Origin of the sequence: Bacillus sp. FSL M7-1020, from assembly GCF_038050415.1 — a bacterium.
GTDB classification, from domain to species: Bacteria; Bacillota; Bacilli; order Bacillales; family Bacillaceae_G; genus Bacillus_A; species Bacillus_A toyonensis.
This window is the reverse complement of record NZ_JBBOTW010000001.1, coordinates 2,356,558-2,380,126: the sequence shown is the minus strand read 5'-3', so window position 1 is coordinate 2,380,126 and position 23,569 is coordinate 2,356,558. Positions and strand designations below refer to the sequence as shown.

30 protein-coding genes and 2 pseudogenes are annotated in these 23,569 nt (G+C 32.2%); 16 read left to right on the top strand and 16 right to left on the bottom strand.

The annotated features are described in order from the left end of the window. Positions 1-2: 2 nt before the first annotated feature. Together MHB70_RS12090 and MHB70_RS12085 are read right to left on the bottom strand one after the other, a co-directional pair. Complete coding sequence (locus MHB70_RS12090; protein ID WP_000026324.1) at positions 3-176, bottom strand: hypothetical protein; 174 nt, start codon at positions 174-176, stop codon at positions 3-5. A 91-nt stretch (positions 177-267) separates the two neighbouring features. Continuing rightward, positions 268-525, bottom strand: a complete 258-nt coding sequence (locus MHB70_RS12085; protein WP_000173573.1) for a hypothetical protein — start codon at positions 523-525, stop codon at positions 268-270. A gap of 137 nt (positions 526-662) precedes the next feature. On the opposite strand from MHB70_RS12085, the gene MHB70_RS12080 reads away from it, so the two are divergent. From MHB70_RS12080 to MHB70_RS12065, 4 genes are all read left to right on the top strand, one after another. After that, entirely contained in the window at positions 663-2,093 is a 1,431-nt protein-coding gene (locus MHB70_RS12080; RefSeq protein WP_061529788.1) for a PQQ-dependent sugar dehydrogenase, read from the top strand. Positions 2,094-2,215: 122 nt separating this feature from the next. Further along, positions 2,216-2,788, top strand: a complete 573-nt coding sequence (locus MHB70_RS12075; protein WP_001079202.1) for a hypothetical protein — start codon at positions 2,216-2,218, stop codon at positions 2,786-2,788. 27 nt (positions 2,789-2,815) lie between these two features. Then, positions 2,816-3,379 (top strand): GNAT family N-acetyltransferase, encoded by a 564-nt coding sequence (locus tag MHB70_RS12070; protein WP_000282924.1) that lies wholly within the window; start codon positions 2,816-2,818, stop codon positions 3,377-3,379. A 77-nt stretch (positions 3,380-3,456) separates the two neighbouring features. Beyond that, positions 3,457-3,837, top strand: coding sequence for a nucleotide excision repair endonuclease (locus MHB70_RS12065; protein ID WP_001048938.1), 381 nt, complete (start codon positions 3,457-3,459; stop codon positions 3,835-3,837). 58 nt (positions 3,838-3,895) lie between these two features. On the opposite strand, the gene MHB70_RS12060 is transcribed toward MHB70_RS12065, so the two are convergent. Then, a complete protein-coding gene (locus MHB70_RS12060; protein ID WP_000269008.1) occupies positions 3,896-4,102 on the bottom strand; it encodes a hypothetical protein in 207 nt (68 codons plus the stop codon). A 132-nt stretch (positions 4,103-4,234) separates the two neighbouring features. Here MHB70_RS12060 and MHB70_RS12055 point away from each other — a divergent pair, with 132 nt between their 5' ends. The 5 genes from MHB70_RS12055 (at position 4,235) to MHB70_RS12035 (ending at position 8,022) form a co-directional block, all read left to right on the top strand. Next, the gene (locus MHB70_RS12055; protein ID WP_001104286.1) at positions 4,235-5,014 is read left to right on the top strand and encodes an undecaprenyl-diphosphate phosphatase; all 780 of its coding nucleotides are present in this window, start codon (positions 4,235-4,237) and stop codon (positions 5,012-5,014) included. 81 nt (positions 5,015-5,095) lie between these two features. Further along, positions 5,096-6,418: an NAD(P)/FAD-dependent oxidoreductase gene (locus MHB70_RS12050; protein ID WP_061529787.1), complete on the top strand. Its 1,323-nt coding sequence runs from the start codon at positions 5,096-5,098 to the stop codon at positions 6,416-6,418. 63 nt (positions 6,419-6,481) lie between these two features. Then, positions 6,482-7,009 carry a GNAT family N-acetyltransferase gene (locus MHB70_RS12045; RefSeq protein ID WP_000409226.1) on the top strand — a complete coding sequence of 176 codons (528 nt, stop codon included), beginning with the start codon at positions 6,482-6,484 and terminating at the stop codon, positions 7,007-7,009. Between the two features lie 16 nt (positions 7,010-7,025). Beyond that, positions 7,026-7,547: a YfiT family bacillithiol transferase gene (locus MHB70_RS12040; protein ID WP_000999060.1), complete on the top strand. Its 522-nt coding sequence runs from the start codon at positions 7,026-7,028 to the stop codon at positions 7,545-7,547. Between the two features lies 1 nt (position 7,548). Beyond that, positions 7,549-8,022 (top strand): GNAT family N-acetyltransferase, encoded by a 474-nt coding sequence (locus MHB70_RS12035; protein WP_001021462.1) that lies wholly within the window; start codon positions 7,549-7,551, stop codon positions 8,020-8,022. Positions 8,023-8,141: 119 nt separating this feature from the next. On the opposite strand, the gene MHB70_RS12030 is transcribed toward MHB70_RS12035, so the two are convergent. Further along, positions 8,142-8,519 carry a PH domain-containing protein gene (locus tag MHB70_RS12030; protein WP_000522467.1) on the bottom strand — a complete coding sequence of 126 codons (378 nt, stop codon included), beginning with the start codon at positions 8,517-8,519 and terminating at the stop codon, positions 8,142-8,144. A gap of 179 nt (positions 8,520-8,698) precedes the next feature. Here MHB70_RS12030 and MHB70_RS12025 point away from each other — a divergent pair, with 179 nt between their 5' ends. From MHB70_RS12025 to MHB70_RS12000, 6 genes and pseudogenes are all read left to right on the top strand, one after another. Then, positions 8,699-9,550 (top strand): patatin-like phospholipase family protein, encoded by an 852-nt coding sequence (locus tag MHB70_RS12025; RefSeq protein ID WP_061529786.1) that lies wholly within the window; start codon positions 8,699-8,701, stop codon positions 9,548-9,550. 12 nt (positions 9,551-9,562) lie between these two features. Continuing rightward, the gene (locus tag MHB70_RS12020) at positions 9,563-9,934 is read left to right on the top strand and encodes a YxiJ-like family protein (RefSeq protein ID WP_000765928.1); all 372 of its coding nucleotides are present in this window, start codon (positions 9,563-9,565) and stop codon (positions 9,932-9,934) included. 268 nt (positions 9,935-10,202) lie between these two features. After that, entirely contained in the window at positions 10,203-10,601 is a 399-nt protein-coding gene (locus tag MHB70_RS12015; RefSeq protein ID WP_061529785.1) for a hypothetical protein, read from the top strand. After that, positions 10,598-11,769: pseudogene (locus MHB70_RS12010) on the top strand (alpha/beta hydrolase). Before MHB70_RS12015 ends, MHB70_RS12010 begins: the two are co-directional and overlap by 4 nt. Before the next feature lie 45 nt (positions 11,770-11,814). Beyond that, positions 11,815-12,222, top strand: coding sequence for a DnaJ family domain-containing protein (locus MHB70_RS12005; protein ID WP_061529784.1), 408 nt, complete (start codon positions 11,815-11,817; stop codon positions 12,220-12,222). Positions 12,223-12,300: 78 nt separating this feature from the next. Continuing rightward, complete coding sequence (locus tag MHB70_RS12000; protein WP_061529783.1) at positions 12,301-13,116, top strand: YwqG family protein; 816 nt, start codon at positions 12,301-12,303, stop codon at positions 13,114-13,116. A gap of 723 nt (positions 13,117-13,839) precedes the next feature. Here the strand turns inward: MHB70_RS12000 and MHB70_RS11995 are convergent. Both MHB70_RS11995 and MHB70_RS11990 read right to left on the bottom strand, forming a co-directional pair. Beyond that, a pseudogene (locus MHB70_RS11995) lies at positions 13,840-14,233 on the bottom strand (RidA family protein). Positions 14,234-14,286: 53 nt separating this feature from the next. Further along, positions 14,287-15,060, bottom strand: a complete 774-nt coding sequence (locus MHB70_RS11990; RefSeq protein WP_061529782.1) for a helix-turn-helix domain-containing protein — start codon at positions 15,058-15,060, stop codon at positions 14,287-14,289. Positions 15,061-15,356: 296 nt separating this feature from the next. Between MHB70_RS11990 and MHB70_RS11985 the strand changes: the two genes are divergently transcribed. Next, a complete protein-coding gene (locus MHB70_RS11985) occupies positions 15,357-16,319 on the top strand; it encodes an MBL fold metallo-hydrolase (protein ID WP_001037056.1) in 963 nt (320 codons plus the stop codon). Positions 16,320-16,460: 141 nt separating this feature from the next. Here the strand turns inward: MHB70_RS11985 and MHB70_RS11980 are convergent, their stop codons facing one another. From MHB70_RS11980 to MHB70_RS11935, 10 genes are all read right to left on the bottom strand, one after another. Then, the gene (locus MHB70_RS11980; RefSeq protein ID WP_061529781.1) at positions 16,461-16,943 is read right to left on the bottom strand and encodes an NUDIX hydrolase; all 483 of its coding nucleotides are present in this window, start codon (positions 16,941-16,943) and stop codon (positions 16,461-16,463) included. A gap of 22 nt (positions 16,944-16,965) precedes the next feature. Next, on the bottom strand, positions 16,966-18,096 hold the full coding sequence (gene dnaN, locus MHB70_RS11975) for a DNA polymerase III subunit beta (protein ID WP_000394495.1): 1,131 nt from the start codon (positions 18,094-18,096) through the stop codon (positions 16,966-16,968). Positions 18,097-18,126: 30 nt separating this feature from the next. Continuing rightward, a complete protein-coding gene (locus tag MHB70_RS11970) occupies positions 18,127-18,570 on the bottom strand; it encodes an NUDIX hydrolase (RefSeq protein WP_000757645.1) in 444 nt (147 codons plus the stop codon). Between the two features lie 154 nt (positions 18,571-18,724). Next, complete coding sequence (locus MHB70_RS11965; RefSeq protein ID WP_061529780.1) at positions 18,725-19,141, bottom strand: GNAT family N-acetyltransferase; 417 nt, start codon at positions 19,139-19,141, stop codon at positions 18,725-18,727. A 133-nt stretch (positions 19,142-19,274) separates the two neighbouring features. Then, the gene (locus MHB70_RS11960) at positions 19,275-20,483 is read right to left on the bottom strand and encodes an L-lactate MFS transporter (protein WP_000815140.1); all 1,209 of its coding nucleotides are present in this window, start codon (positions 20,481-20,483) and stop codon (positions 19,275-19,277) included. Positions 20,484-20,763: 280 nt separating this feature from the next. Continuing rightward, complete coding sequence (locus MHB70_RS11955; protein ID WP_000653682.1) at positions 20,764-20,907, bottom strand: hypothetical protein; 144 nt, start codon at positions 20,905-20,907, stop codon at positions 20,764-20,766. A gap of 31 nt (positions 20,908-20,938) precedes the next feature. Beyond that, positions 20,939-21,955: a serine hydrolase domain-containing protein gene (locus MHB70_RS11950; RefSeq protein ID WP_061529779.1), complete on the bottom strand. Its 1,017-nt coding sequence runs from the start codon at positions 21,953-21,955 to the stop codon at positions 20,939-20,941. A gap of 98 nt (positions 21,956-22,053) precedes the next feature. Continuing rightward, positions 22,054-22,320, bottom strand: coding sequence for a heterocycloanthracin/sonorensin family bacteriocin (locus tag MHB70_RS11945; protein WP_001071378.1), 267 nt, complete (start codon positions 22,318-22,320; stop codon positions 22,054-22,056). Positions 22,321-22,518: 198 nt separating this feature from the next. Next, positions 22,519-22,965: an NUDIX domain-containing protein gene (locus MHB70_RS11940; protein WP_000836843.1), complete on the bottom strand. Its 447-nt coding sequence runs from the start codon at positions 22,963-22,965 to the stop codon at positions 22,519-22,521. Between the two features lie 77 nt (positions 22,966-23,042). Next, positions 23,043-23,501 (bottom strand): GNAT family N-acetyltransferase, encoded by a 459-nt coding sequence (locus MHB70_RS11935; RefSeq protein WP_001102692.1) that lies wholly within the window; start codon positions 23,499-23,501, stop codon positions 23,043-23,045. Positions 23,502-23,569 lie beyond the last annotated feature (68 nt).

Below are 23,569 nucleotides of genomic sequence, written 5' to 3'. Positions count from 1 at the left end.
TTTCAAAACGGGATATTTTGAATAAATGAAACCGTCAAAATAATTGTCGATGCGGAACCAGCAGATAATAAAGTTACGATTTTTCGTCCATTCTGTTCTTTTGAAGGTTTTATAAGTTCTGTAATCAACACAATCCATATTATAATAGAAACTATAGAAATAATATTTATAGACATATGTAACACACTCCTTCTTGTTTTTACATGGACATTTCTTCTTTTATAAAATAAAAGCAATCTGACAAGAAAATATGTATAGCTTTACAAATTAGTATTTTCCTGTCAGACCACCTTTTTTAAATAGAAATACGACTGATAAAATGATAACAACAGCTTTCAAACTGCCCCAATATGGATAAACAGCATGATCTGTTAAACTAGCATATTGAAAAATATTCTCTAAACCGAAAATCCCAATTATGACCGCTAAAAGAAAAGCAGCTTTTCCAATAGTATTATTACGATAGATGGTAAATAAATATAGTGCAAATATAAGTGGTACTATGATTTGTAGTAAAAGTGTCATAAGTAGTCCCCCTAGTTTATTTATAATTATATTATATGTAAAATTGTAATAAAAAGGAATATGAGTTAATTGATACTAATAAGACTACTCTAATCATACTCTTCTATTAAATAAAAGAAAAAGGGGTGGACAGTTAATTGACTAAAGTTAAGATTCGTTTACGGCCCATTGTTCATAATATAAATTTACCAACTGTAATAAAAACAGCCATAATTCCAGGTGAATCGACCGAAAGATTATTCATCGCAACTCAATTAGGAGAGGTTTTTTACATAGGAAACGGTGTTATAAAAACATTTTTAAATATTCGTCCACGAATTATTAAATTAGGTACATTTGAAGAAGGTGTTGCTAGTAGTGGATATGATGAGCGAGGATTGCTAGGACTTGCGTTTCATCCTCAATTTCATCATAACGGTTTATTTTATCTTCATTATTCAGTAGCTGGAACTCAAGGACCTGGTGCACTTTCTGAACAATTTAAACCGAATCCGTGTGACCCTAAAACGTTAAACTTAAAGTGGGTTAATAGAAATACGCAATATGATCATATTGATACAATTGAAGAATGGGTTTTACAATCAAATGGTCAACCTCAAAAACGCAGAACATTACTTAATATAAAACGCCCATTTTTTAATCATAACGGAGTAAACACTTTAAACTTTTCTCCTGAAACGGGAAAACTTGTTTTTACAAATGGAGATGGTGGATCGGGATATGATCCATTTAATTTAAGCCAAGATGATTTAGAAATAGCAGGTAAAATAATTGAAGTCGATGTAAGTAAAAATACAGTCATAAATAATCCTCCAGTAGTTTCGCGCTTTAATGAACTTCCTTTATCTATACAAGAAACACTTACAGTAATTGCGAAAGGTATTCGTAATATAACCGGTATTTCATTCCAAAGGTTTTATAATCAATATATTAAATATGCAGGTAATGTCGGACAGGATATTGTAGAGTCTATTTTTTCATTTGTTCAATATAAACCGATACCGGTTACCAAACTTGTTCAAACGCATGCAATGAGATTCACTCCCAATCAAGATGGGTTTATTAATTTTGGTTGGAGAGGATGGGAAGGAGAATTACCTACTTCTTTTATAAGGCACTGTTCTGAGAATCCTACTTTGGATGAGAGAACAATTGCTTATTATAATGAAACAATAGAATTATCCGCCAAGCGTATTCAGCCACTAATTAGTTATTTTCATAAAGACCCCAGACCAGATAAGTTTGGCGGAACTTCACTAACAGGCGTTCAGCCATATATGGGAACTGCAATCCCGAATTTAAATGGTAGTGTTGTATTTAGTGACCTTGCTAGGAAAGAAGAGTCTCGTCCTCCAGTTAAAGGTGTTTTAGCATATACTAGAGCCGGTACAGACGGTAAACATAATGACTTTCATGTTATTGAAACTAATTATGATTTTGGTACGCAAGCAGCTTATTATATGAGTTTAGGAACAAATTTGGATCAAACTAGGTTATATTTAGGAGTTTACGGTTCTATGAAAGTAACTGATTTTAACAAAGGTACTATTTTTGAAATTGTTCCTTGATACGATATAAATTCTCAGATTCATTCTTTTTAGAATTGGCTATTGTATAGTGATTGTTTTCTAGAAGAAGGTAACAAATAAACAATAAGTGTATAAATTAGATATCTTTAGGGGGTATTTCGATGAATCGGTTTGTACGTTATTTGTGTCAACTTATGATAGAGAATGATGCGAACTATGTTCATAAAAGAAAATTGTCCCTTGCAAATAAGATAGTCATTACAGCTTTAATGAGCGCTTTGGCCACCATGTTTCAAGCAGCGGGTAATTTAATTCCAGGTATAGGATTATTCATTAGTCCTTTTGCGACGTTACCAATTTTTTTTGCTATTTTCTACTCCATTCGTGAGGGAGTACTTTCTTATCTTCTTACTATTCTCCTATTATTTATTATTGAGCCGAGTGAACTAATTGTATTTCCCTTTACTACAGGCTTATTAGGTATAGCCTTAGGGCTTTCCTTTAAACAATTCAAGAGAAGAATTTGGGTGGTTTCCTTTTCTGCGATTTGTCTACTTATAGGAATTATGATTGTTCTAGATATTTTCCGTTTTCCCGTACTTGGTCCTATTATTCATACAACTATGGATATAAACATTATTTTATCAATATTTATACTGAGCTTTCTATACTGCTGGATCTATGCAGGGCTTTGTAGAATATTGTTGAATAGAGTATATAAAGTCTGGTTTTAACAATCGTATAGAATGGAGATTTAAAACATGTATAACGTTGAAATTAGGAGACCGAATTCGGATGATTTAGAGGAACTTCACTTGTTTTTCCGTATAGTTATTACGGATACATATAAAAATGAAGGATTATCACAATTATTGGGTGACATAGAAAATGAAATTAACTTGAAAAAGCAATATTTAAAAGATGATTTTGATAGTAATGGAGAAAATCGTTACTTTTTATTAGCGATAGATACAAATAACGATAAAATGATTGGAACAATTGAAATTGGTCCAGCAAGTACATTGATTACTAGTTGTACAGGCGGTGTACTTAAGGATTTGTATGAAATAGGAACTGTATTTATACTTCCTGAGTATCAAAGAAAGGGTATAGGGAGTTTACTATTACATGCAATGTATCTTACATTACTTAGCAGAGGAATAACAGAATACTGTTTAGATAGTGGATACAAAAAAGCACAAAGTATATGGACAAAGAAGTTTGGAGAACCTAGTTATGTACTGAAGGGTTATTGGGGAAAATCAAGTGATCATATGATTTGGAAGAAGAGTTTACATGATACACCTATAATATTTGAATTATAAAATGAAATATGCCTCTGGACATAGCTTTTCTTACGTATGTATGCTATTATTTATCTTTATAATAAAAGAGGACGTGAATGAACTTGATTAAAATTAATATTCCTGAAGCTGATGTTTCAATTACTGAACGTAAACAAGTTATTAAAGGAGACGAGGCAATCATTACTCCAATTAATGGTTTTATCGATTTCCACTTGTTCCCTAGAGATAAAGGCGGCATTTTTATGTTTTACAATATTAATGACGAACTGCTTTTCGTAGGTAAAGCTCGTAAAATTAGACAACGTATTAAAAAACACTTTGAAGACAATGTTTCACCAATTAAAAATCATCGTGACGAAGTATACCGTATTGATGCATGTATCGTAGAAGATCCAACAGAAAGAGAAATTTACGAAACATATATCATTAATGAATACAAAGCAAAATATAACGTTGATAAAGTATTCTATAAATAAGCAACATAAACGAAAAACAATCCTAGCATTTATACTGGGATTGTTTTTTTATTTAGCTTTATTCTTCATTTCTTTCTCCTTTTTTAAAATAATTAGCAGCAATTAAACAGAAAACCCCTATAAATAAAATTATTATTCCGAGCGTTTTATGTTTTCCTTCAAAGAAAGGAATGTCTGAAATAACATTAGTCATACATAATCCTAAAAACACAAGGATAGGTCCCACCCAAAGTAATACATTACCGAATTTTGTGTGCCTCCACATATTAACCCACCTCGACTCTCTTTACATATATATCCATAATTTAAAAGTAAATTCATAGAGAAATATAGTTTTTTTCATATCGAAAATTTAACCTTCATATATTGGTACAAGCAAACGAGAAAGGAGACCATCATGAATTGGTTAGAAGCATTTATTTTAGGTATAATTCAAGGGTTAACAGAGTTTTTACCGATTAGTAGTACAGGGCACCTTTATTTAGGACGGCATTTGTTTCAATTAGATGAAGCGGGATTGTTTTTAGATACGACGCTGCATATTGGGACTTTGCTTGCCGTGTTTATTTATTACAAAAAAGAATTTATATATTTAATGAAAAATCCATTTTCAAAGCTTATGTTATTACTTATCGTTGGGACGATACCTGCGGTTGTAATCGGTTTATTATTTAAAGACTTCTTTGAAGATATTTCAAAAACAGGCATTACCATCGGTTGGGAGTTTTTAGTGACAGGTTTCTTTCTATATATGGCCGATAAACAAAAGGATGGTCGTAAAAAAATGGACGACATTACATATAAAGATGCATTTATCATTGGTTCATTTCAAGCGGCTGCTATTTTCCCGGCAATTTCTCGCTCTGGAATGACGATTGTCGCTGCTTTATGGAGAAAACTAGACCGTGAAACAGCAGCATACTTTTCTTTTTTATTATCTACGCCAGCAATAGTCGGAGCAATCATCTTGCAATTTATAGATGTTTTTCAAGGGAAAGCAGAATCTATTTCTAGTACATCATTAATTGTCGGAACGTTATCAGCAGCTTTCTTTGGTTACATAGCAGTTTCATGGATGATTCAATATTTAAAACGTCATTCCTTAAAAGTATTCGCGTATTACGTATGGGGATTAGGTATTTTAATTTTAACGTTGCAATTTACTCATGTATTTTAATTATAATGATAAAGAAGCAATGTAATTAAGGTCCTGTTTCATTTATACACGACAGGATCTCTTTTTATTAAGGGGGAGAATATGTTTAATAAGGCTATTGTTATTGGTGGAAGTATGGCGGGAAAGTTTGCAGCAAAGGCATTATCAACTTCTTTTAAAGAAGTAATCATTTTAGAAGTCGGTGACAAATGGGATGGAAAAGCTTCAAGAAAAAGAGTTCCACAAAGCGATCATCCTCACGTGTTATTAAAAGGTGGAGAAAAAGCAATTGAAGAATTGTTTCCTACTATTACGAATGAATTAATAAAAGCGGGCAGTATTATAAATAACTTTACGCGTGATTTGAAATGGCATCAATTTGGTCTATGGAAACAACCATTCATAGGGGAAGTTCATATAATTCAACAAAGTCGTCCTTTATTAGAATGGCATATTCAAAAACGAATTGATCAAATTTCAAATATTACTATTACATATAAAACATTGGTTAATGGGTTATTAGTAGATGGGAAGCTTAACAAAGTGTGTGGAGTAAAAGTTAAATATTTAGAGACAGGCATGCAAGAAGAAGTTCATGCAGATATTGTAGTTGATGCGAGTGGATTTGGCTCGAAAAGTATAGAGTGGCTACGAGAATATGAAATTGAAGTACAAGAAGAGAAGGTTCGTATTGATTTATTTTACGCAACGAAAATGTTCCAACTTAAAGAAAATGAGGAATTAGACTGTTGTAATATGCTAATGTCTCCGAGTTTCCCTGAAAACCCTTATGGCGTTCTTATTCAAACGATTGAAGATAATCGTTATTTTGTTACTTTCAGTGGATACGCAAATGAGAAAGCACCACAAACAGATGATGAGTTTTATGATTTTGCTGAAAACCTATCAATTTCTAATGTTACAGACTTCCTAAACAAGGCTGAGGGAATTACTGATATAAAGACATACAAAATTCCCTATCAAGTACGCCGGCGATTTGATTTAGTTAACAATGTACCAGAAGGGTTGTTAGTAGTTGGAGATGCACAATGTCGTTTTGATCCTGTTTTCGGTCAAGGTGTTTCAGTTGCTGCTATGGAAGCTCACCAATTGCAATTACTTTTGCAAAGTAGAAAACAGCTCGATAAAACATTTACACAACAATTTTATAAAAAGACAGCTGACATAATAGAAATCCCTTGGGATATGACAACAACGGAAATATCACGTCACCCGCAGCTAAAGAGAGAATTAACTACGAAACAAAAATTTCAGCTATGGTATACGAAACAAATATATCGACTTTCCGCAAGTGATTCTGATGTTTATATTCGGTTAGTACGAGTGATGAATTTAATTCGTAGTCCATTTCACCTTTTTCATCCGAAAGTGCTACTAGCTGTATTACTTAATCGAAAGAAATAGCAGGAATATAATTGATTAAAAAAGAATGTATAACAGTTAGTAAATCAAGAAGGAGAATACGGGATGGAAATATACATCGAGCAACTAAAAAAACAAGATGCTGCGGATTTATTTACGTTTGAACTTACGAATAAATCTTTTTTTGAAACGATGGTACCAAATCGTGGTTCGCAATATTTCGATTTTGAATATTTTCAAAAACTATTAGACGATTTATTAATAGAACAGGCAGATGGAAATTCTTATTTTTATTTAATTCGTAATGAAGAAAAAGAAATTGTAGGACGAATTAACTTAGTAAATATAGATACCGAAACTCGAATCAGTTCGTTAGGTTATCGAGTCGGAGAAAAATTCACTAAAAAAGGAGTTGCAACAGCAGCTGTAAAATTAATTTTAGACGTAGCGAAAAATAATGAAATTAATGAGGTTCATGCTAAAACAACGACTAATAATCTTGCATCACAAATTGTACTAGAAAAAAGCGGATTTTCTTTTAAAAATGAAGCAGATACAACTTCTGTAGAATTAAACGGAGAACGTGTAAATTTTGTACATTATATTTGTAGAACTACTTTGTGTTCAAAATAATAGGGGGGACTTATTCATGAATGATTTACGTTATCCAATTGGCCAATTTACATACAAGCGTCCTATTACTGAGGAAATGATTGATAAATGGATTCAAGAAATTGAGGATGTACCTACTGATTTAGCAAAGGCAATTAAAGATTTAGATCAGAAGCAGTTAGACACACCGTATCGCGTTGGCGGATGGACAGTTCGTCAAGTTGTTCATCACGTTGTTGATAGCCATATGAATAGTTACATACGCTTTAAATTAGCACTAACAGAAAAGAATCCAACTATTAAACCGTATAAAGAAGAAAAGTGGGCAGAATTGCCAGATTCGAAACTACCTGTAGATGTTTCACTAGTAATGCTAGATTCATTACATAAAAGATGGGTTAACCTTTTATATTCATTAGAACCTACTGATTTAGAAAAGACATTTAATCATCCTGAATCTGGTGAAACAAAACTTGCTGTTGCAATTGGATTATACGCATGGCACGGTCGTCATCATACAGCACATATTACTTCATTAAGAAAGCGCCTAGATTGGTAAGATGAATATTATACTAAAAAGAGCAACTGAGAAAGATGCAGTGGACATATTCACAATGCAAGTTACATCATTTTATCCGTTATTAGAGAAGTACCAAGACTATGAGACGAGTCCAGCGAATGAGCCGATTCAACGAACGATGACAAGAATTAAATACCCGAATGGTGGATTTTATAAAATTATCGTAGATGGTCAGTTTGTCGGGGCAATATGTATATATTACAAAGAAAAAACAAATCAATTTTGGATAAGTCCTATGTTCATACATCCAGAGTTTCAAGGAAAAGGAATTGCTCAAAAAGTATTATTATTAATTGAGGAGATGTTTCCTGAAGCGATAAGTTGGGAACTTGCTACTATTTTAGAAGAAGAGAGAAATTGTTTTTTATATGAAAAGATAGGTTATAAAAGAACAGAAGTTATAAAGAAATTAAATGATAAAGCTACACTTATTTATTACAAAAAAGAAAGGTAAAGCATTAGAAATACGCTTTACCTTTTTATGTTAATAGAGATTAAATATACAAATACTTTGTATATACTTCCAAAATATTCGGGTTAGTAATTTCATAAATGAATAAAAATACAAAATAACTATTTTGTCGTATATGTTACTAACGCTTTTTGAATGCTTAAAATACTATCGTCACCTTTAAATTCTTTTGCAATTGGATCATCCATACTAGACACCCAAATTTTAAGCTCTGCATCTAAATCAAAATGCCCAGCTGTTTCAATGCTAAATTGTGTAATACTTTTATAAGGAATAGAATGATACTCTGTTTTTTTACCTGATATTCCTTGTTTATCTACTAAAATAAGACGACGATTTGTAAATACGATTAAATCGCGAATTAATTTATAAGCATGCTCAACTTTCTCATCGTCTAGCATAATCTTCTCTAAATCACGTTCTACACTTTCTGTACTCGCATTCGATGCATTTCCTAAAATACCGCTAAATAAACCCATATGAAATTCCTCCTTTAATATATGTGGGATGTGTTACTTATATTGTACCATGCTACTTACTAAGAAATTATGACATTACTTTAGTAGTTTCTGGTTATTGTTGCAATTCGATTATATAACCTCATCTTAAAATCTTATGCTAATATGTAAGTAAGAAAAAAGGAGTAGAGGGATATAGCATGAAGAATATTGGTTTAGTATTAGAGGGCGGAGGAATGAAAGGTTTATATACTGCAGGAGTACTCGAATATTTCATGGAACAAAACTTATTCTTTCCGTATGTAGTCGGTGTATCTGCTGGAGCGTGTATGGGAGCAACCTATTTGTCACGTCAAAAAGGAAGGAATAAGAAAGTGAATACAGAGCTAGTAGCAGATCACAGATATATATCTTATCGAAATTTAATCAGAAAACGTGAATTATTTGGTATGGATTTTCTATTTGATGAAGTACCAAACAAAATTGTACCGTTTGATTTTCAAACTTTCCTACATTCAAATGAACAGTTTGTAATTGGAACGACCGATTGCGATTCAGGACAGGCTGTTTATTATAATAAACAGGAACATGGAAATGATATTTTAAAAATCATTCGTGCATCAAGCTCTGTCCCGTTTATAGCACCTGCTGTAGAATACGATAATCGAAAGTTGTTAGATGGAGGGATTATAGATCCTATACCAGTTTTTAAAGCGCAAAATGATGGTTATGAAAAGAACGTTGTTATTATGACAAAACCAGAAGGATATGAGAAGCAGCGAAATAAATTTTCTGGCCTGGCTAAAATTTTATATAGAAAATATCCGAAAATCGCAGAGACTTTAGTAGAGCATTATCGTTTTTATAATGAGACGATATCTTATATGAATCAAAAAGAACAAAAAGATAATTCTTATGTTATTCAGCCTAGCGTACAACTTCCTATAAGCGGAATAGAAAGAAATAAGGAAAAGCTTGTTAATCTATATAATCTTGGGTATATCGATGCTCAATATCACTATGAAAACTTATTAAATTGGATAGAGAAATAAAGGAGTGGGTATTTGAAGTTAGGAAAACAAATTATGTTTAATGAATTGCAAAAAATGCATAGTCCTCTATATAAACCATTTCCGAATTGTGACATTCAAAAAATACGGAAAGATTATAAAAATATGTTCACAGAAGATGATTGTATAAGCGCTGATTTAAATTATTATTGGATGCATACAGCAGGGACTTTGAGTTACGTACTTAATGAAAACGAAAAGGAGATTTCGTTTGAGCAAATAAAGTGGCTGAGAAAATCATTTTTCGAATGGTTTCCGCAATATCGTTTTATAGAAACAGAAATTGTGAAGTATCCCGTTTTGTATAGAAATTTCATGAATTATGAGAAAGCGCGAAAACTATTACTATATTATCTTACTGAATAAAAATTAAAACGTACAAGTTATGCTGCTTGTGCGTTTTTTTTCATAAAAAATACAATTTTAATACCTTGTTTATATAGGGATTCTAATACGAAGGAAGAAGTACATATAGAATGATGTAAGGGAGGGAGAGGCGCTTAGATACCGTTTTCCTTTAATCCATTATCCACCTCGAATATAGTTAGTTATTTATGATAAAATATTTCGAGTGAAATTAAGTACTTATTATATCCAGTATTAAATAAGTTAAGCCAGGAGGAACAACAGTAAAATGGAAAACGTATCAAATCTAGACAAATCGGAATCAATAAAATCTTTACAATCAACAATTCGTAAACTTGAAAATGCACTGTCACAAATGACTCAAAAAGGTGCAAATACTACATTAGTGAAAAAACGATTTAAAGCTGTTTGCATAGGGTTAGCAGCGCTAGAAAACGCTTGGAATCAACAAAGTCATCAGTATAGTCAAGAAGAGTTAATAGAAGCTCGTAATGTCCTTGTTGGTTTGCTTCCATCAATGGAGAGGGCTTATGATAAGTCTAAAGTAGGTAGTCCGCAAAGAACTCTTTTAACAAGAAGAATAAAAGCGTTGGAACTATCTGTTCAGGCAATGATAAACTTTCCTAATAAAAAGAAAGAACTACAACGAAGGAGGAAGTGGGGGTGACTTCAATAATTAGTCCTAAGTTAGAGGAACTGAATAATCAATTAAAAAATGGAAACGAGAAAGCTTTTTATACTTTTTTGCATGAAATAAAGTCGAATAATACGCCACTAATAGAACAATGTCCTGTAGCTAATCAGTATAAGCTTATAACGTATATTTGGTTAAGGGACCGAAAAACTGAAAATGTTTATGTATTCGGCAGTTTTCCTGGTTGGGATCTGTCTGTAAATCAATTAAAACGATTGTTACAGACAGATATTTGGTATGAAACGTTTAGGACGGATAAGAGTTTTATTTCAACGTACTATTTTTCAGTAAACGATTTTTTCAAAAATGATTGGATAAAGCGTAGTGGACAGTACCAACTAGACCAATTTAATGGAAATACATTTGGAGAAGGTGCCAATAAAGCGTCTATGTTAAACACAGGAATGGAAGTGCAGTATAGCAGTCGTTTTCCTTCAAAACATTATCCATCCGGAAAAATTGAAACATATTCTTTTCATAGTACGATTTTAAATAACACACGTAAAATTCATATTTATACGCCTCATGATTATTCTCACACTTCACATCTTCAAGAACTTCTCATTGTATTTGATGGGAATTCATTCATTAATAACCTTTCAATCGCAAGAACACTCAATTATTTAATTCACACAAAAGAAATCCCATCTTGTATTGCTGTTGCTATAGAACCAGTTGATCGGCTAGAAGAGCTAACTTATAACGATAAAATGAATATATTTTTAACAGAGGAATTACTGCCGTGGATTCATGCTAAGTATCGTGTGCATAAAGACGCGAAACATACAACAATTGCCGGTTTCAGTCTTGGTGGCTTAGCAGCTTTTTATGCAGCGCTTCAAAATCCACATGTTTTCGGGAACGTGTTGTCAATGTCTGGATCCGTACATTGGAAAAAGGATGGTTATGAAAATATAATTCCTTGGATTGAAAATCAAATTTCATCTATAGATTCAAATGCGATGCAACCTCATTTTTATATAGCAGCAGGAGAACTTGAAAACAAACCTCTTTTAACAGCCAATAGACGCCTGTATAAAGCTTTAAAAGAAAAAGATACCAAATTACTTATGAAGAATTTCAAGGCGGTCATGACGGTGTTTGGTGGCGAGAAAAGTTATTTGATGGATTGAAAGCGTAAAAACCTGCAAAAACGCTACTATAAAATATAAAGGAGAGAGATTTTATGAATCAAGAAGAACTAGATAAAAAACTAAAAAAGCAAGAGATTTTAGTAAAAGATGAGAAAATTTGGTCCTATACGTATGAGGATCATATTAGTTCTATCGTTAAAAAAGCAGAAAAGAAAGGGTCTTTTGATAATTTGCCAGGTAAAGGGAAACCTCTAAATCTAGATAAAGATCTTTCGTATAATCCTGAAAAACAACTGTATAGAACTTTGAAAAATAATCATGTTTTACCTAGGTGGATTGAGCTTTCAAAGGAAATTGATGATTTAAAAGAAAGGCTAAAAGAAACTACAAATACTGCAGAAGCAGCGGATTTAATTCGAACTATTAATAAAAAGGTTTTAGAACATAATCTACTTTGTCCACCAAGTGCGCAAAAAACGAGGATGAAAACGGACTTTTAACAATTTTCAATGAAGCTATCTCTTACTATATAATTAAGTAAGGCATTTTCAATTCATTATTAAAGGGAGGCAAATGTGATGAAGAATACGTATCAACTTCAAATTCCGAAAGAACTAGAACAGTATCGTAGTATTTTAGAAGAAAGTGTGAAACCGTATGTTAAAGTTTCTGGAACATTAGCAGAGACAACTCTTTTTGAGAGTAAGTTTGGTGGTCATCCGTATTTACCTATAGATCAAGAGCATCCTAAAGACTCAAATGGGCAACCGATGATGCTACTTGCTCAATTAAACTTTGAAGAAATGCCTCATATTGAATATATGCCTCAAAATGGTATGTTACAGTTTTTCGTAAGTGCTGATGATGAGCTTTTTGGAGCAGATTTTGATCATCCAACTGACCAAAAAGACTTTCGAATTATGCATCATTCTACAATTACAGAAGATTTAACTAAGGTTATTACTGATTTCAGTTATTTAAACACTTTAGATTCAGAGGATTTTATCATACCTGAAGCAGCAAAACTAAAGTTTGAATTGAATTATCAACCAGTAACATCTAGAGATTATCGATTTGAAATGATTTTTAACGATAACATTGATTGGGAAGAAATCGTTGATAAAGAAAACAATACAGAATTAGGCGAACTGTATGATGATTTATGCGAAGATCAAGGGCATAAAATTGGTGGTTATCCATTTTTTACACAGACAGATCCAAGAGAATGGCAAGAAAAATACAAACAGCATGATGTGTTATTGCTGCAAATCGATACAGACGACTCATTAAATATTATGTGGGGAGATTCTGGTGTTGCTAATTTCTTTATAAAGAAAGATGATTTGTTAAATCTAGATTTTTCCAATGTTATTTACAATTGGGATTGCTACTAAAAAGATATATATAATCTAATAGCAAGTTAAAAAATCTTCCTGAAGGCGAGGAGGATTTTTTTATGTTACAAATAAACGTTATGTTAACTAGCGTATAGAACAATAAGCGCATTAAAAGTCAAGCGTAAATGATAGAAATAACAACAAATAAAGTAAAGCTGTAAAACGTGTGTAAATAGCAATAAATTGAATAAGTAAAACATAAAATAAAATTATTAATTTATATTTTGTATAGAAATAATTTTTATGCAGAAAAATTTCTTGTCGATTAAAAATGATTTGGATTCGTTAAATCTTAAGCAATTATTGATTAGGATTTGCTATGATTCATTTAAAGCAAAATAAACGATAAAACTGTAGAAATTCATATAGATTAGATTTTATGGGAATCTCACTGAAAATCTCCGTTTTGTCTCATTAAGTATAGTTTACTTGGTTTTTGATACCTGTAAACACTTTGTTTCTATAACTGCCTATAATATATATTATGTCAACTAATAAAAAGTAATAAACTTATTAAATATTAGTATTTTTATACTCCCCTTTTCTTTGTTTGTACGTGATTGATTAGTTCGTTACTTTTAAATCAGTGCAATTTGTTTGACTTTGCATTTATAATTTATATGTTCTTGAAAATGCTTTTTAATTAAACAACAAATAAAAAGCAACTTGTTTTAATTAAAGAACAAGTTGCTTTGAGAATGATTAATATATGTTTATTTATTAGTTTGCTACAGCAATTGCTTCGATTTCAATTACTAATTCGTCGTGAATTAGTTTGTTAACTTCTACAGCTGAACTTGCTGGTGGATTGTTTGTATTGATATATTGATTACATATTTCTCTATCTATGGCCATTTTTGAAATGACTGTTAGAAAAAATGTTAATTTTATAACCTCATTAAAGTTTAATCCGGAAGATTCAAAAGTAGTCTTTATATTTTCAAATACTTGTCTTGTTTGTAAACTTAAATCGTTAATTCCAACTATTCGACCATCAGTATTTATAGCGATTTTTCCAGATATATACGGTCCGTTTGGTGTTGCTAACCTCGACTATATGTGAATATCCAAAAGTGGCTGGCATCGTTTCTGGATTCAAAAATTTCTTTTGCAATAAACAATCTTCTAATATGTTATATCATAAAAGAATTCTTACTTATTAGTATATTATTCTTCTTTTTGCTGAAAAATAGTGTTTTTACGCTCTAAATACAATCCTTTATCTTTATAAATCCACTTTGAAAATTTATTAACATTTTCTTTACCACTAAGGTATATGCGATATTGTTTTACTTTGTCAACAAAACTCAATTGGAATTTATTATTCTCAAGTATACCTTTAAAAGAATTCATAAAATTATATGATCCACCAACGAAGCTAACAAAGTATTTATGAGAGTTTACATGTCCATCCCCATCAAAATACCCACGAACAAAATGATGTAAATATTCTTCTGGTACAAAAGGAAATTCGATGTTACATGATTTACACGGCATGATTCCGTGTATGTTCATAATGTCGTCTTTTATTGTTTTACTATTAATGTTTAGCATATATACGCCAGTTTTTTTATTTTGGTAAAGTGGCTGGTTTGTGTTTAATTCTTTTTTAATATCTTCTAAAATGTCACTTTCTTTTTGTGAGATACTGACACATTGGTTTTCTTTTTGGATTACACCATCTGCTGCTATAAACCCTAAAATATAAGCCATGTTATTTGACCACGTTTTAAAATAATCTTCTGTTATGTCATACTTTCTCCTCCAGCTCCCTATAGCGCGCCTTGGAACGTTGTTGTCTGTTAGAACCATACGAATATACCTTGCAGACACATTAGCAAGTATAGCAATTTCTGAGGTACTCTTCCCTTCTGCATACAGCTGGATGATTTCAGATTTTGATAGTTTGCATTTTGACTTCTTTTTTCTCTCTATTTGCATCTACATCCTCTCCTTCCTATTGTTCATTAGAGACATATTCTCTTCTATAACATACAACGAAACATATGTTCTTCTATTCTTATAAGAGGAATTTTACTAAATTAAAATAATTTACATTTACTTCATATTAGTTTTATCTGCTGCTGAATAAATTTCATTTTATATATACGAATAACGAATTTGACGAATTTATGAAATGTACTGCATGTAAGATGAAAGGTAAAATGATATAGTTTAAACTACAAATAGCTACAATAACAACATACGTATATTGTTAAACGTAAAAAGGAGAACCAATGAATAAGAAATATACAAATCAAATTCATACTGATATGAGTTTTAAACCGAAAGATATTATAGGTTTAATGACGGATTATTTTAAAATGAAATCAAAGCTACGTCCTATAAAGGATTTACCTATCGTTTTATCAAATAAAGACGATGAATCTTTAGAGAGTGTTACATGGTTTGGCCATTCTGCGTCTCTTTTAAAAGTAGAAGGTAAAAAGCTGTTATTAGATCCTATGCTTGGTGATGCCTCTTCCCCATTTCCTATTTTTAATAGTAAGCGGTATAGTGGTGCGTTTTCTTTAGAACGTGAAGACCTTCAAGAAATTGATGCGATTATCATTTCACATAATCACTATGACCACTTAAATTATAAAAGTATTATGGAGTTAAAAGATCGTACGAAGCATTTTTACGTTCCGACGGGAGTTGCACAATATCTTATTAAATGGGGTGTTTCACCTAGTAAGATTAGTGAGCATAAATGGTGGGATGAAATTACGTTTGATACTATTAAGTTAGTATGCGCTCCTGCAAGGCATTTCTCTGGACGAAGTATGACAGATAGAGATCGTTCGTTATGGTGTTCATGGCTTATTCTTGGTCAAGAAACTAAAGTCTTTTTTAGTGGTGATAGCGGATATGCTCCTCACTTTAAAGAGATTGGTGATAAATACGGTCCATTTGATCTTACTTTAATGGAATGCGGGCAATATGATACACGTTGGTCTGCTATTCATATGTTGCCAGAAGAGACGGTACAAGCTCATATTGACGTTAAAGGAGAATTACTACTTCCGATTCATTGGGGTGCTTTTACATTAGCGTTGCATGAATGGAGCGATCCAATTGAACGTGTTACGAAAGAAGCAAAACGTTTAGGAGTTACAGTTGCAACGCCGCAAATTGGTGAATCAATTACATTAAAACCTACAAACTATCTTTCATCAGCTTGGTGGCGCGAAGTTTAATTGTATATGTAAAAAAGAGCGAACCTTTTTATAAGGGATTCGCTCTTTTTGTAATTAGGTTTCTTTGCATTTAAGCGCACCTATTAGTTAAAAATTATCCGCTCTTTTATGTTAAAAGATTTACTTCTTTAAAAATATTTCTTAAATAATAACCAATTCTTCATTCCTATAATCTATTAATTTATGATTAGATAATACAAAATTGTGCTCTAATATGAATTCATTATGAAGTACTTCAGGTAATAATTTAGGTAACATCTCTCCTACACCGTAATTATAGTCGCTTAATATCCAAGACACACTTTTCCAATCTAAAATCCCTTCGGATACCTTTTTAGGTGTATCATATGTAACTTCATTTTGTAGTTCTATCACATAAACATACATGCCACCAGAGTATGAGGAGTCTTCCCACTTAATAATCCCTTTAAATTGAATTTGATTTAGCTTAACATCTATATTAGTCTCTTCTTTTATTTCATGAATTGCACTTGCTAAAGGTGTTTCTCCCGGTTCTATCTTCCCTCCTACCCCGTTCCATAATCCTTTTACAGGGTCATATTCTCTATTCAGCACCAGTATTTCTTCATTTCTTTTTATGAAGCATAAAGTGTGCTTGTGCATAATGTAAGTCCTTCCTTTGTTCCTAATAAGCTCTTACTGGCGATATAAGATGTACTGCGGCAGATTGCTCTCCTGCTTCGATTAATATCGGTCTCATTGAACCACCAAAACTTAAAGTAACCATTTCTTCTGTTATTGCCCTTAAAGCATCTACCATAAATCGTCCGTCGAAAGATATATTTAATTGTTTTTCACCTTGAATCGCATCTACTTGTTGTGTTTCAGCTATTTTACCAATCTGAGAAGCGTTAGAAGAAATTTTAATTGTGGATTCATTGATGATTTCTAAGTTGACGTTGTTATTTGCCCATTCACTTGCTAATAAGCTCGATCGATCTACACCTTGTAAAATCTTTTTTCTTTCTACGTTAATAACCGTTTGAAATTCATTTGGAATGAGATTAGATATATTAGGATATTTCCCTTCAATGAGTCTTGAATATAACGTAGTTGTTCCGAATGTAAAAATAACGTGACTGTCTGAAAGGTATATGTATACGAATTCCGTATTACTGTTCATTAATTTTAGAAGTTCACTAATAGTTGCGCTTGGTACGATACAATTTGCTTTCGCATCTGAAGAAATTGGCGTTTCACGTATAGCTAGTCTATGTGAGTCAGTAGCAGCGCAAACTAATTTATTGTGATCTAACTCTATATGTACTCCGGTGAGAACAGGTCTGGATTCATTTTTAGCTACTGCAAAAACAGTTTGTTTAAACACTTCAATCAATTGTTCTGTTTCTACTTGTATTTCTGCATGATCCCCTATAAGTGGTACATTCGGAAACTCATTTGCTGGAAGTCCATTTAAGTTTAATGTGATTTCTTCTGATTGTATCGTAATGATTTGCTCATTTTTACTTTTTATTACTATATCACTTGGCATTTTCTTTATAATTTCAATGAAATATTTTGCAGGTACAACAATAGTTCCTGCTTGTAATATAGTTGCAATCTGTTCGTCTTCGATTGAATTAGGTATGAATTTTTTAATAAAAACATTCGAGTTACTTGCGATTAAAGTAATTCCAGATTGATCGGCTGTTATTTTGATACCAGATAATATAGGAATTAAAACTTTTGTAGATATAGCTTTACTTACTTCTGAAAGTGCTTGAGTGAAATGTTTGTGACTAACGATAAACTCCATTTTTTCCCCGCCTTAAATGAAATAATTTATTTATAAAGATTGATGAACGATTGTTCCGTTAAAAAAGTAAGGTACTGTTTCTTTCCTTTGTAAAAAATCTAGTAACTGTTCAGGTATACGTAAATACGGTGCTGCTATATGTAATTCCATCCAAGTAATCTCTTCGATTTCTTTTGGACGGGATATATATGTCTCTCCGCCGATTATTTCACCTAAAAAATTAAAGAAAATGGCATGATGGCCTCTCTCCTCGAAAAAGGCTTCGCTTATGGAACAAATCCCCTTTACAGTTATATGTAGCCCTGTTTCTTCTTTTACTTCCCGAATGACTGCCTCTTCTAACGTTTCCCCAAATTTAACTGAGCCACCTGGTAATGTGTAATAAGACCCATTTTTTCCTTTGTTTTTTACCATTAAGATTTTTTCGTTCGTTTTATCGTACAAAAGCGCGTATGTAACATTAACCTTTTTCATATTTACCCCTTTATTAATAAGAATTTTCTGCCTCTATTTCATTTTACCAGATACATACAAATTAAAAAGAACGTATTTTGATATAGATGATTCAAAATACGTTCTTTTTAATTTATTGAATTTTATATATTGAGATTAATTAATTCCATACACTTTATAACCTTTTCTCTAAATAATAATGATTATGTCCTTTTGGATGATCTTCACTCACTCCAATTACTTTAAATCCATGTTTTTTATAAAAATCCGGAGCTTGAAAGCTAAACGTATCTAAGTTGATTAGCCTACATCCTTTTTCAATTGCAAATTCTTCGATAAGTTTTATTAATTTACTTCCGTATCCTTCGTGTCTGCATTCTTCAGAAACCCATAGGAAATCAACATGTACATGGTGCCAAAATGTTATAGCTGTTATCCCTCCTACTATTTCCTCTTTTTCATTTTTCACTATAAAACTAACCTTTTCTGAAGGTGTTTTCTCTTCATTTGAAAGATGCTTTTGATTATATTCAATTACTTTTTCTCGTATGTAATTACTATCTTCTTGAACCCATTGTTTTACTATCTTCATTTTACATATCACGCTCCTTTTATTTTATCTATTCCATTTCATAATTGTATTGTCCTGTCTTTACTAAATAATGAAAGGAGCATAGTTAACGTTGTAATGAAAAAGAGCCCTACCATAAGGACTCTTTTTAAAACTAAGCTATTTTTCGATGTAACTGCTTGATTTCTTTTTTCTTCTCTATATTTGGTGGACGAATTAATATAGAAATAACGAAAGAAATCGCACATAAAACACCTATTGTAATAAAGGTTGGTTGAAACCCACCAAGTAATGCTCCAATGAATGAACCTGCAAGTGCACCAAATCCGAAACCTTGATATACAATCCCGTAATTTGTACTATGATTTTTTAAACCGAAGAAATCTCCGACAATAGCTGGGAATATTGTAATATTACCGCCGAAGCAAAAGGCGACACTTGCTACACAAGCAAAATAAATCCCGTAATTTAATGGAATGAAACTAAGAGTAAAGACGGACACTCCAATAATAATAAATGTTGCAGAGACAATTTTCATTCTACCAATTTTATCTGATAACGTTCCAAGAATGATTCTACCTACTGTATTAAAGACTGCAATCATTGCGACGGCGTTAGCGGCGGTTGCTGCACTAAGTCCAACGAGTTGTACGCCGATATCTTTTACCATACCAATTAAGTACAGACCACCCATACACGATGTGAATAACATGAAAAACAACAGATATACTTGTTTCGTTCTCATCATTTCACGTGGCGTATAGTCATTGTGTAATGTTTCTGTTACCGTATTACTTACAATCGCTTCACGTAAGAAGAACGATCCGATTAATACTAAAAGTAAGACGATAATGCCCCAATATAAAAATGCTTGTGATACACCAAGGCTATCGATAAGATTTCCGTTTATATATCTAAAAATTAAACTGCCCATTCCATATGCTGAAACAGATATTCCAGAAATAAGTCCTTTTCGATTTGGAAACCATTTAATTAAATTAGATAGTGACGTAATATAAGCTGTTCCATCCGCATATCCAACAACAACACCAGCTAATAAATATAGTAATGGTAAGGAAGAAACTTGTGAACTAAGTATTAAACCGAGTCCTAGAACAATTCCTGCAGTAGCGATAAGTTTACGAAGTCCTAATTTTCGCTGCAACTTTGCTGCAAACAAGGTTGAAAATGATAAAGAAAAGCTTGTTATGGAGAAAGTTATCGCAACTGAATTGAGATTCCATCCGAACTTACTTACAAGGGGTTGATTAAATAAACTCCATGTATAAATTGTTCCAAGGCCAATTTGAACAATGATTGTACCTAGAACAATTAATAGCGGATTTATAGAAGTTTGTTTCATACTAACTGTCCCCTTCTTTTATCTTGACATGAATTTTCACAGTTAGTATCTCCATTGAAAAATACAAGATACTGTACGGAAAATGGAAATTAAGTTTATGTACACAAAAAGACACTTCATAATGAAGTGTCTTTTCGCAGGTTATATCAGATACATTTAAAGAAAGCTTTGTTAAGATAAGCCATTTTCAAGTGCTTATGTATATATGTTATCAAATATTTTCTTACATGTGATGGGACTTAAGACGTATTTTTTATTCGTCATATAGTCGGATGAGAAATTAATATTCGATTTCATCAAAATCTTTCGGCTGCGGTACAGTTTGCATGTTAGCTGCATCTTTCGGATCGCTAAAAATTGCATTTTGCTCTGTATTTACATCTTTAATATTTTGCTTTTTATCTTTACTCACTTTATCTTTCAAATTCTTTCCCTCCTTTTTGTTATAGGAGTAATTATGCCCTATTACAGCTAGTAAATGTATCGGCGACTAAATTGCTAAATTCACGTAAATAATATAAGTAATTATCACCGCCGTAGTTATATCTTTTATTGTACATTTTCGCAACAACTACATTATACTCAGGTATTACTAAAATGGTTGGTCCAGTAATTCCTAATATTTGATACGAACCTTTTGGAACACGTTCACCAAGTTCACTTAATTGTTTTGGTTCATTTTGAACGAACCAAAACAACCCGTTTTGTGGTAGTTCATTATTTTTATAAGCTGGACTCTGCAAGCTAGTAGCAATTTTTATAACTTCTTTTGGAACAACTTGTTTACCATTTATCATGCCTTGATTTAAATGAAGGTTGCCCCAATAAGCAAACTCTCTAGCTGAGACAAACAGATTTTTTTCGGTACCGTCATCTACTGTACCGACCTCACTGATCGCGTCTTCATTTGGATTATTAACAACGTTAACTAAATTTTCATTTTGCTGTATTCTCCATCCTGTTTCTTGGAAATTAGCAGGAGTAAATACACGCTCCTTTAACAATTCAGGAAAACTTTTAATATAAAGCCGATAAATGAGCTGCGTCATCATTCTTACATTAATATCTCTATACGCCCAATCTTGTCCAGCTTCAAATTCACGGAAAATTGTCCCGTCATCCGTTTCTCCTAGACCGTGTGAATGAGTTACTAAATGTCTAATCGTTGTTTTATCAAGTAATGTAGGATCAAATTCTTTAAAATACTTTATCGCTTCATCATCAATAGAGTTTATTTTCCCATCATAAAGCGCATACGCTACCATGAATCCTAAATAACTTTTTCTCGCAGAAGCGACGTTGAACTGTGAAGATGCTGTTACTTTTTTACTAGTAGATGTATTTGAATGATATCCACTATAATGCTCTAGTACAATTTTGTTATCCTTTATAATACATAGCGCTGTAGCAGAACTATCGTTTTTCTTTTTTATACTCTCTACCCAAGAAATCAACTTATCGTATGTATACAAATAAATCCCCCTTAATACTCATAAAAAATCACAACATGAAAGAAAAGTATTACTATAAACACCTTTCTTTCATGTGAAATATTATTGATTTTCTATACTTAAATAATCCACCAGTTCCAGCAATTAAAGCAGCTGAAACATCCTGCGCAACCTACACATCCGCCGCAACGTCCTGCACAACCACCGCATCTGCCGCCACATCCACCACAGCGTCCACCACAACCTCCGCAGCCACCGCAACGACGTCCATCGTCTTGAATATAATAGTATGGATATTGATTTTGTTGTTGATCCCAATAAACTACATTACCAGATTGATAATCATTAAGGTTTAATGATTGTAGTTCTTGTTGAAACTGATTCATTACGAACCCCTCCATTTATAAGTAATTCCGCCCAAATGTAAAAAGTTTATATATTTTTGTAAACCAAATAGAAACAAAGCTACAGACTAAATACGTACATCAACAAAATATGAACTTACACTAGGTGATGTACCTTGTTTTTTAGCCTATTTTCTTTATATCCTTTCGATGGACGTATTTACTATAAAATAGAGTGATTTAAAAATTACTTATCCAACAATTTAGTAGTTCATCACTTAATTTTCTTTCTAGTAATTCTTTAACGGAGGGCATTGGCATGATTTTATAAGTTTTTAAAGATTCTTTACTATAATCTATCCAATGAAATGCTAAATGAGATTCTCTAGACTTTGGTGATAAATCAATATACAACTCTTTTGAAGATACTTCAAAAATGTGGTTGATTTCATGATGAAGCATTCCTTTATCTTGCCATCGGTTTTCTATAACTCCTAAAAATTGTTTTATACTGCAGTTTACTCCAAGTTCTTCTCGTAGCTCTCTTATTAATGCATGCTCTGCTGATTCCCCGATTTCAACATGGCCACCTGGTAAAAAATAATGATGCCCAATATATTCAGCAACCAATAATTTCTCATCTTTTATCACGACTGCTCGTACAATATGATGGAATTTACTTTTCAATTGATATTCCTCCTAGTCATTCGCTATTCCCTTGATTAAAGTAGTCATTTTCATTTCACGCCAATACTTAATAAAAGTTAAACAAATACACGATATACTTCCTCGCCATCATAATCATGTCCCAATGGTTGAAAACCGTAATTTTCATATAATTTCTTTGCACATATATTATCTTTATGTACTGTTAATCTTATTTCTTTACACGCCTTAAACGTATTTTTTATTAAATAAATACTTTCTTGTAATGCCGCTTTTCCATAACCATTACCTTGCTGCGATTGATCAATAATAAATCCGTTAATCCAATACATATCCGATGTCTCTATTACAACAGCATGCATAACAAAACCAACCATAAGGTCACCATCGTATATAGCAAATGGTATGTACTCTACATTGTCACCATCTGGCTTTATATATACTTTAGCAAGTGAAACTGCTACGGCGGGGACAAATTTCCTTTGATCTTCTTTAACTTGTAACTGTAATGCCTCTTCCCAATTCTCTCTCGTAACAACCTTTAACTGGACATTCAATATTGTAAGCTCCTTTATAAAGAGGATATATTTTTATATTCAACGTAGTGAAATAATTCCCTTTTTCG

Coding starts and splice junctions, on each gene's coding strand:
- MHB70_RS12090 (WP_000026324.1), bottom strand. CDS start 176: ATGTCTATAAATATTATTTCTATAGTTTCTATTATAATATGGATTGTG.
- MHB70_RS12085 (WP_000173573.1), bottom strand. CDS start 525: ATGACACTTTTACTACAAATCATAGTACCACTTATATTTGCACTATAT.
- MHB70_RS12075 (WP_001079202.1), top strand. CDS start 2,216: ATGAATCGGTTTGTACGTTATTTGTGTCAACTTATGATAGAGAATGAT.
- MHB70_RS12070 (WP_000282924.1), top strand. CDS start 2,816: ATGTATAACGTTGAAATTAGGAGACCGAATTCGGATGATTTAGAGGAA.
- MHB70_RS12065 (WP_001048938.1), top strand. CDS start 3,457: ATGAACTTGATTAAAATTAATATTCCTGAAGCTGATGTTTCAATTACT.
- MHB70_RS12060 (WP_000269008.1), bottom strand. CDS start 4,102: ATGTGGAGGCACACAAAATTCGGTAATGTATTACTTTGGGTGGGACCT.
- MHB70_RS12055 (WP_001104286.1), top strand. CDS start 4,235: ATGAATTGGTTAGAAGCATTTATTTTAGGTATAATTCAAGGGTTAACA.
- MHB70_RS12050 (WP_061529787.1), top strand. CDS start 5,096: ATGTTTAATAAGGCTATTGTTATTGGTGGAAGTATGGCGGGAAAGTTT.
- MHB70_RS12045 (WP_000409226.1), top strand. CDS start 6,482: ATGGAAATATACATCGAGCAACTAAAAAAACAAGATGCTGCGGATTTA.
- MHB70_RS12040 (WP_000999060.1), top strand. CDS start 7,026: ATGAATGATTTACGTTATCCAATTGGCCAATTTACATACAAGCGTCCT.
- MHB70_RS12035 (WP_001021462.1), top strand. CDS start 7,549: ATGAATATTATACTAAAAAGAGCAACTGAGAAAGATGCAGTGGACATA.
- MHB70_RS12030 (WP_000522467.1), bottom strand. CDS start 8,519: ATGGGTTTATTTAGCGGTATTTTAGGAAATGCATCGAATGCGAGTACA.
- MHB70_RS12025 (WP_061529786.1), top strand. CDS start 8,699: ATGAAGAATATTGGTTTAGTATTAGAGGGCGGAGGAATGAAAGGTTTA.
- MHB70_RS12015 (WP_061529785.1), top strand. CDS start 10,203: ATGGAAAACGTATCAAATCTAGACAAATCGGAATCAATAAAATCTTTA.
- MHB70_RS12005 (WP_061529784.1), top strand. CDS start 11,815: ATGAATCAAGAAGAACTAGATAAAAAACTAAAAAAGCAAGAGATTTTA.
- MHB70_RS12000 (WP_061529783.1), top strand. CDS start 12,301: ATGAAGAATACGTATCAACTTCAAATTCCGAAAGAACTAGAACAGTAT.
- MHB70_RS11990 (WP_061529782.1), bottom strand. CDS start 15,060: ATGCAAATAGAGAGAAAAAAGAAGTCAAAATGCAAACTATCAAAATCT.
- MHB70_RS11985 (WP_001037056.1), top strand. CDS start 15,357: ATGAATAAGAAATATACAAATCAAATTCATACTGATATGAGTTTTAAA.
- MHB70_RS11980 (WP_061529781.1), bottom strand. CDS start 16,943: ATGCACAAGCACACTTTATGCTTCATAAAAAGAAATGAAGAAATACTG.
- dnaN (WP_000394495.1), bottom strand. CDS start 18,096: ATGGAGTTTATCGTTAGTCACAAACATTTCACTCAAGCACTTTCAGAA.
- MHB70_RS11970 (WP_000757645.1), bottom strand. CDS start 18,570: ATGAAAAAGGTTAATGTTACATACGCGCTTTTGTACGATAAAACGAAC.
- MHB70_RS11965 (WP_061529780.1), bottom strand. CDS start 19,141: ATGAAGATAGTAAAACAATGGGTTCAAGAAGATAGTAATTACATACGA.
- MHB70_RS11960 (WP_000815140.1), bottom strand. CDS start 20,483: ATGAAACAAACTTCTATAAATCCGCTATTAATTGTTCTAGGTACAATC.
- MHB70_RS11945 (WP_001071378.1), bottom strand. CDS start 22,320: ATGAATCAGTTTCAACAAGAACTACAATCATTAAACCTTAATGATTAT.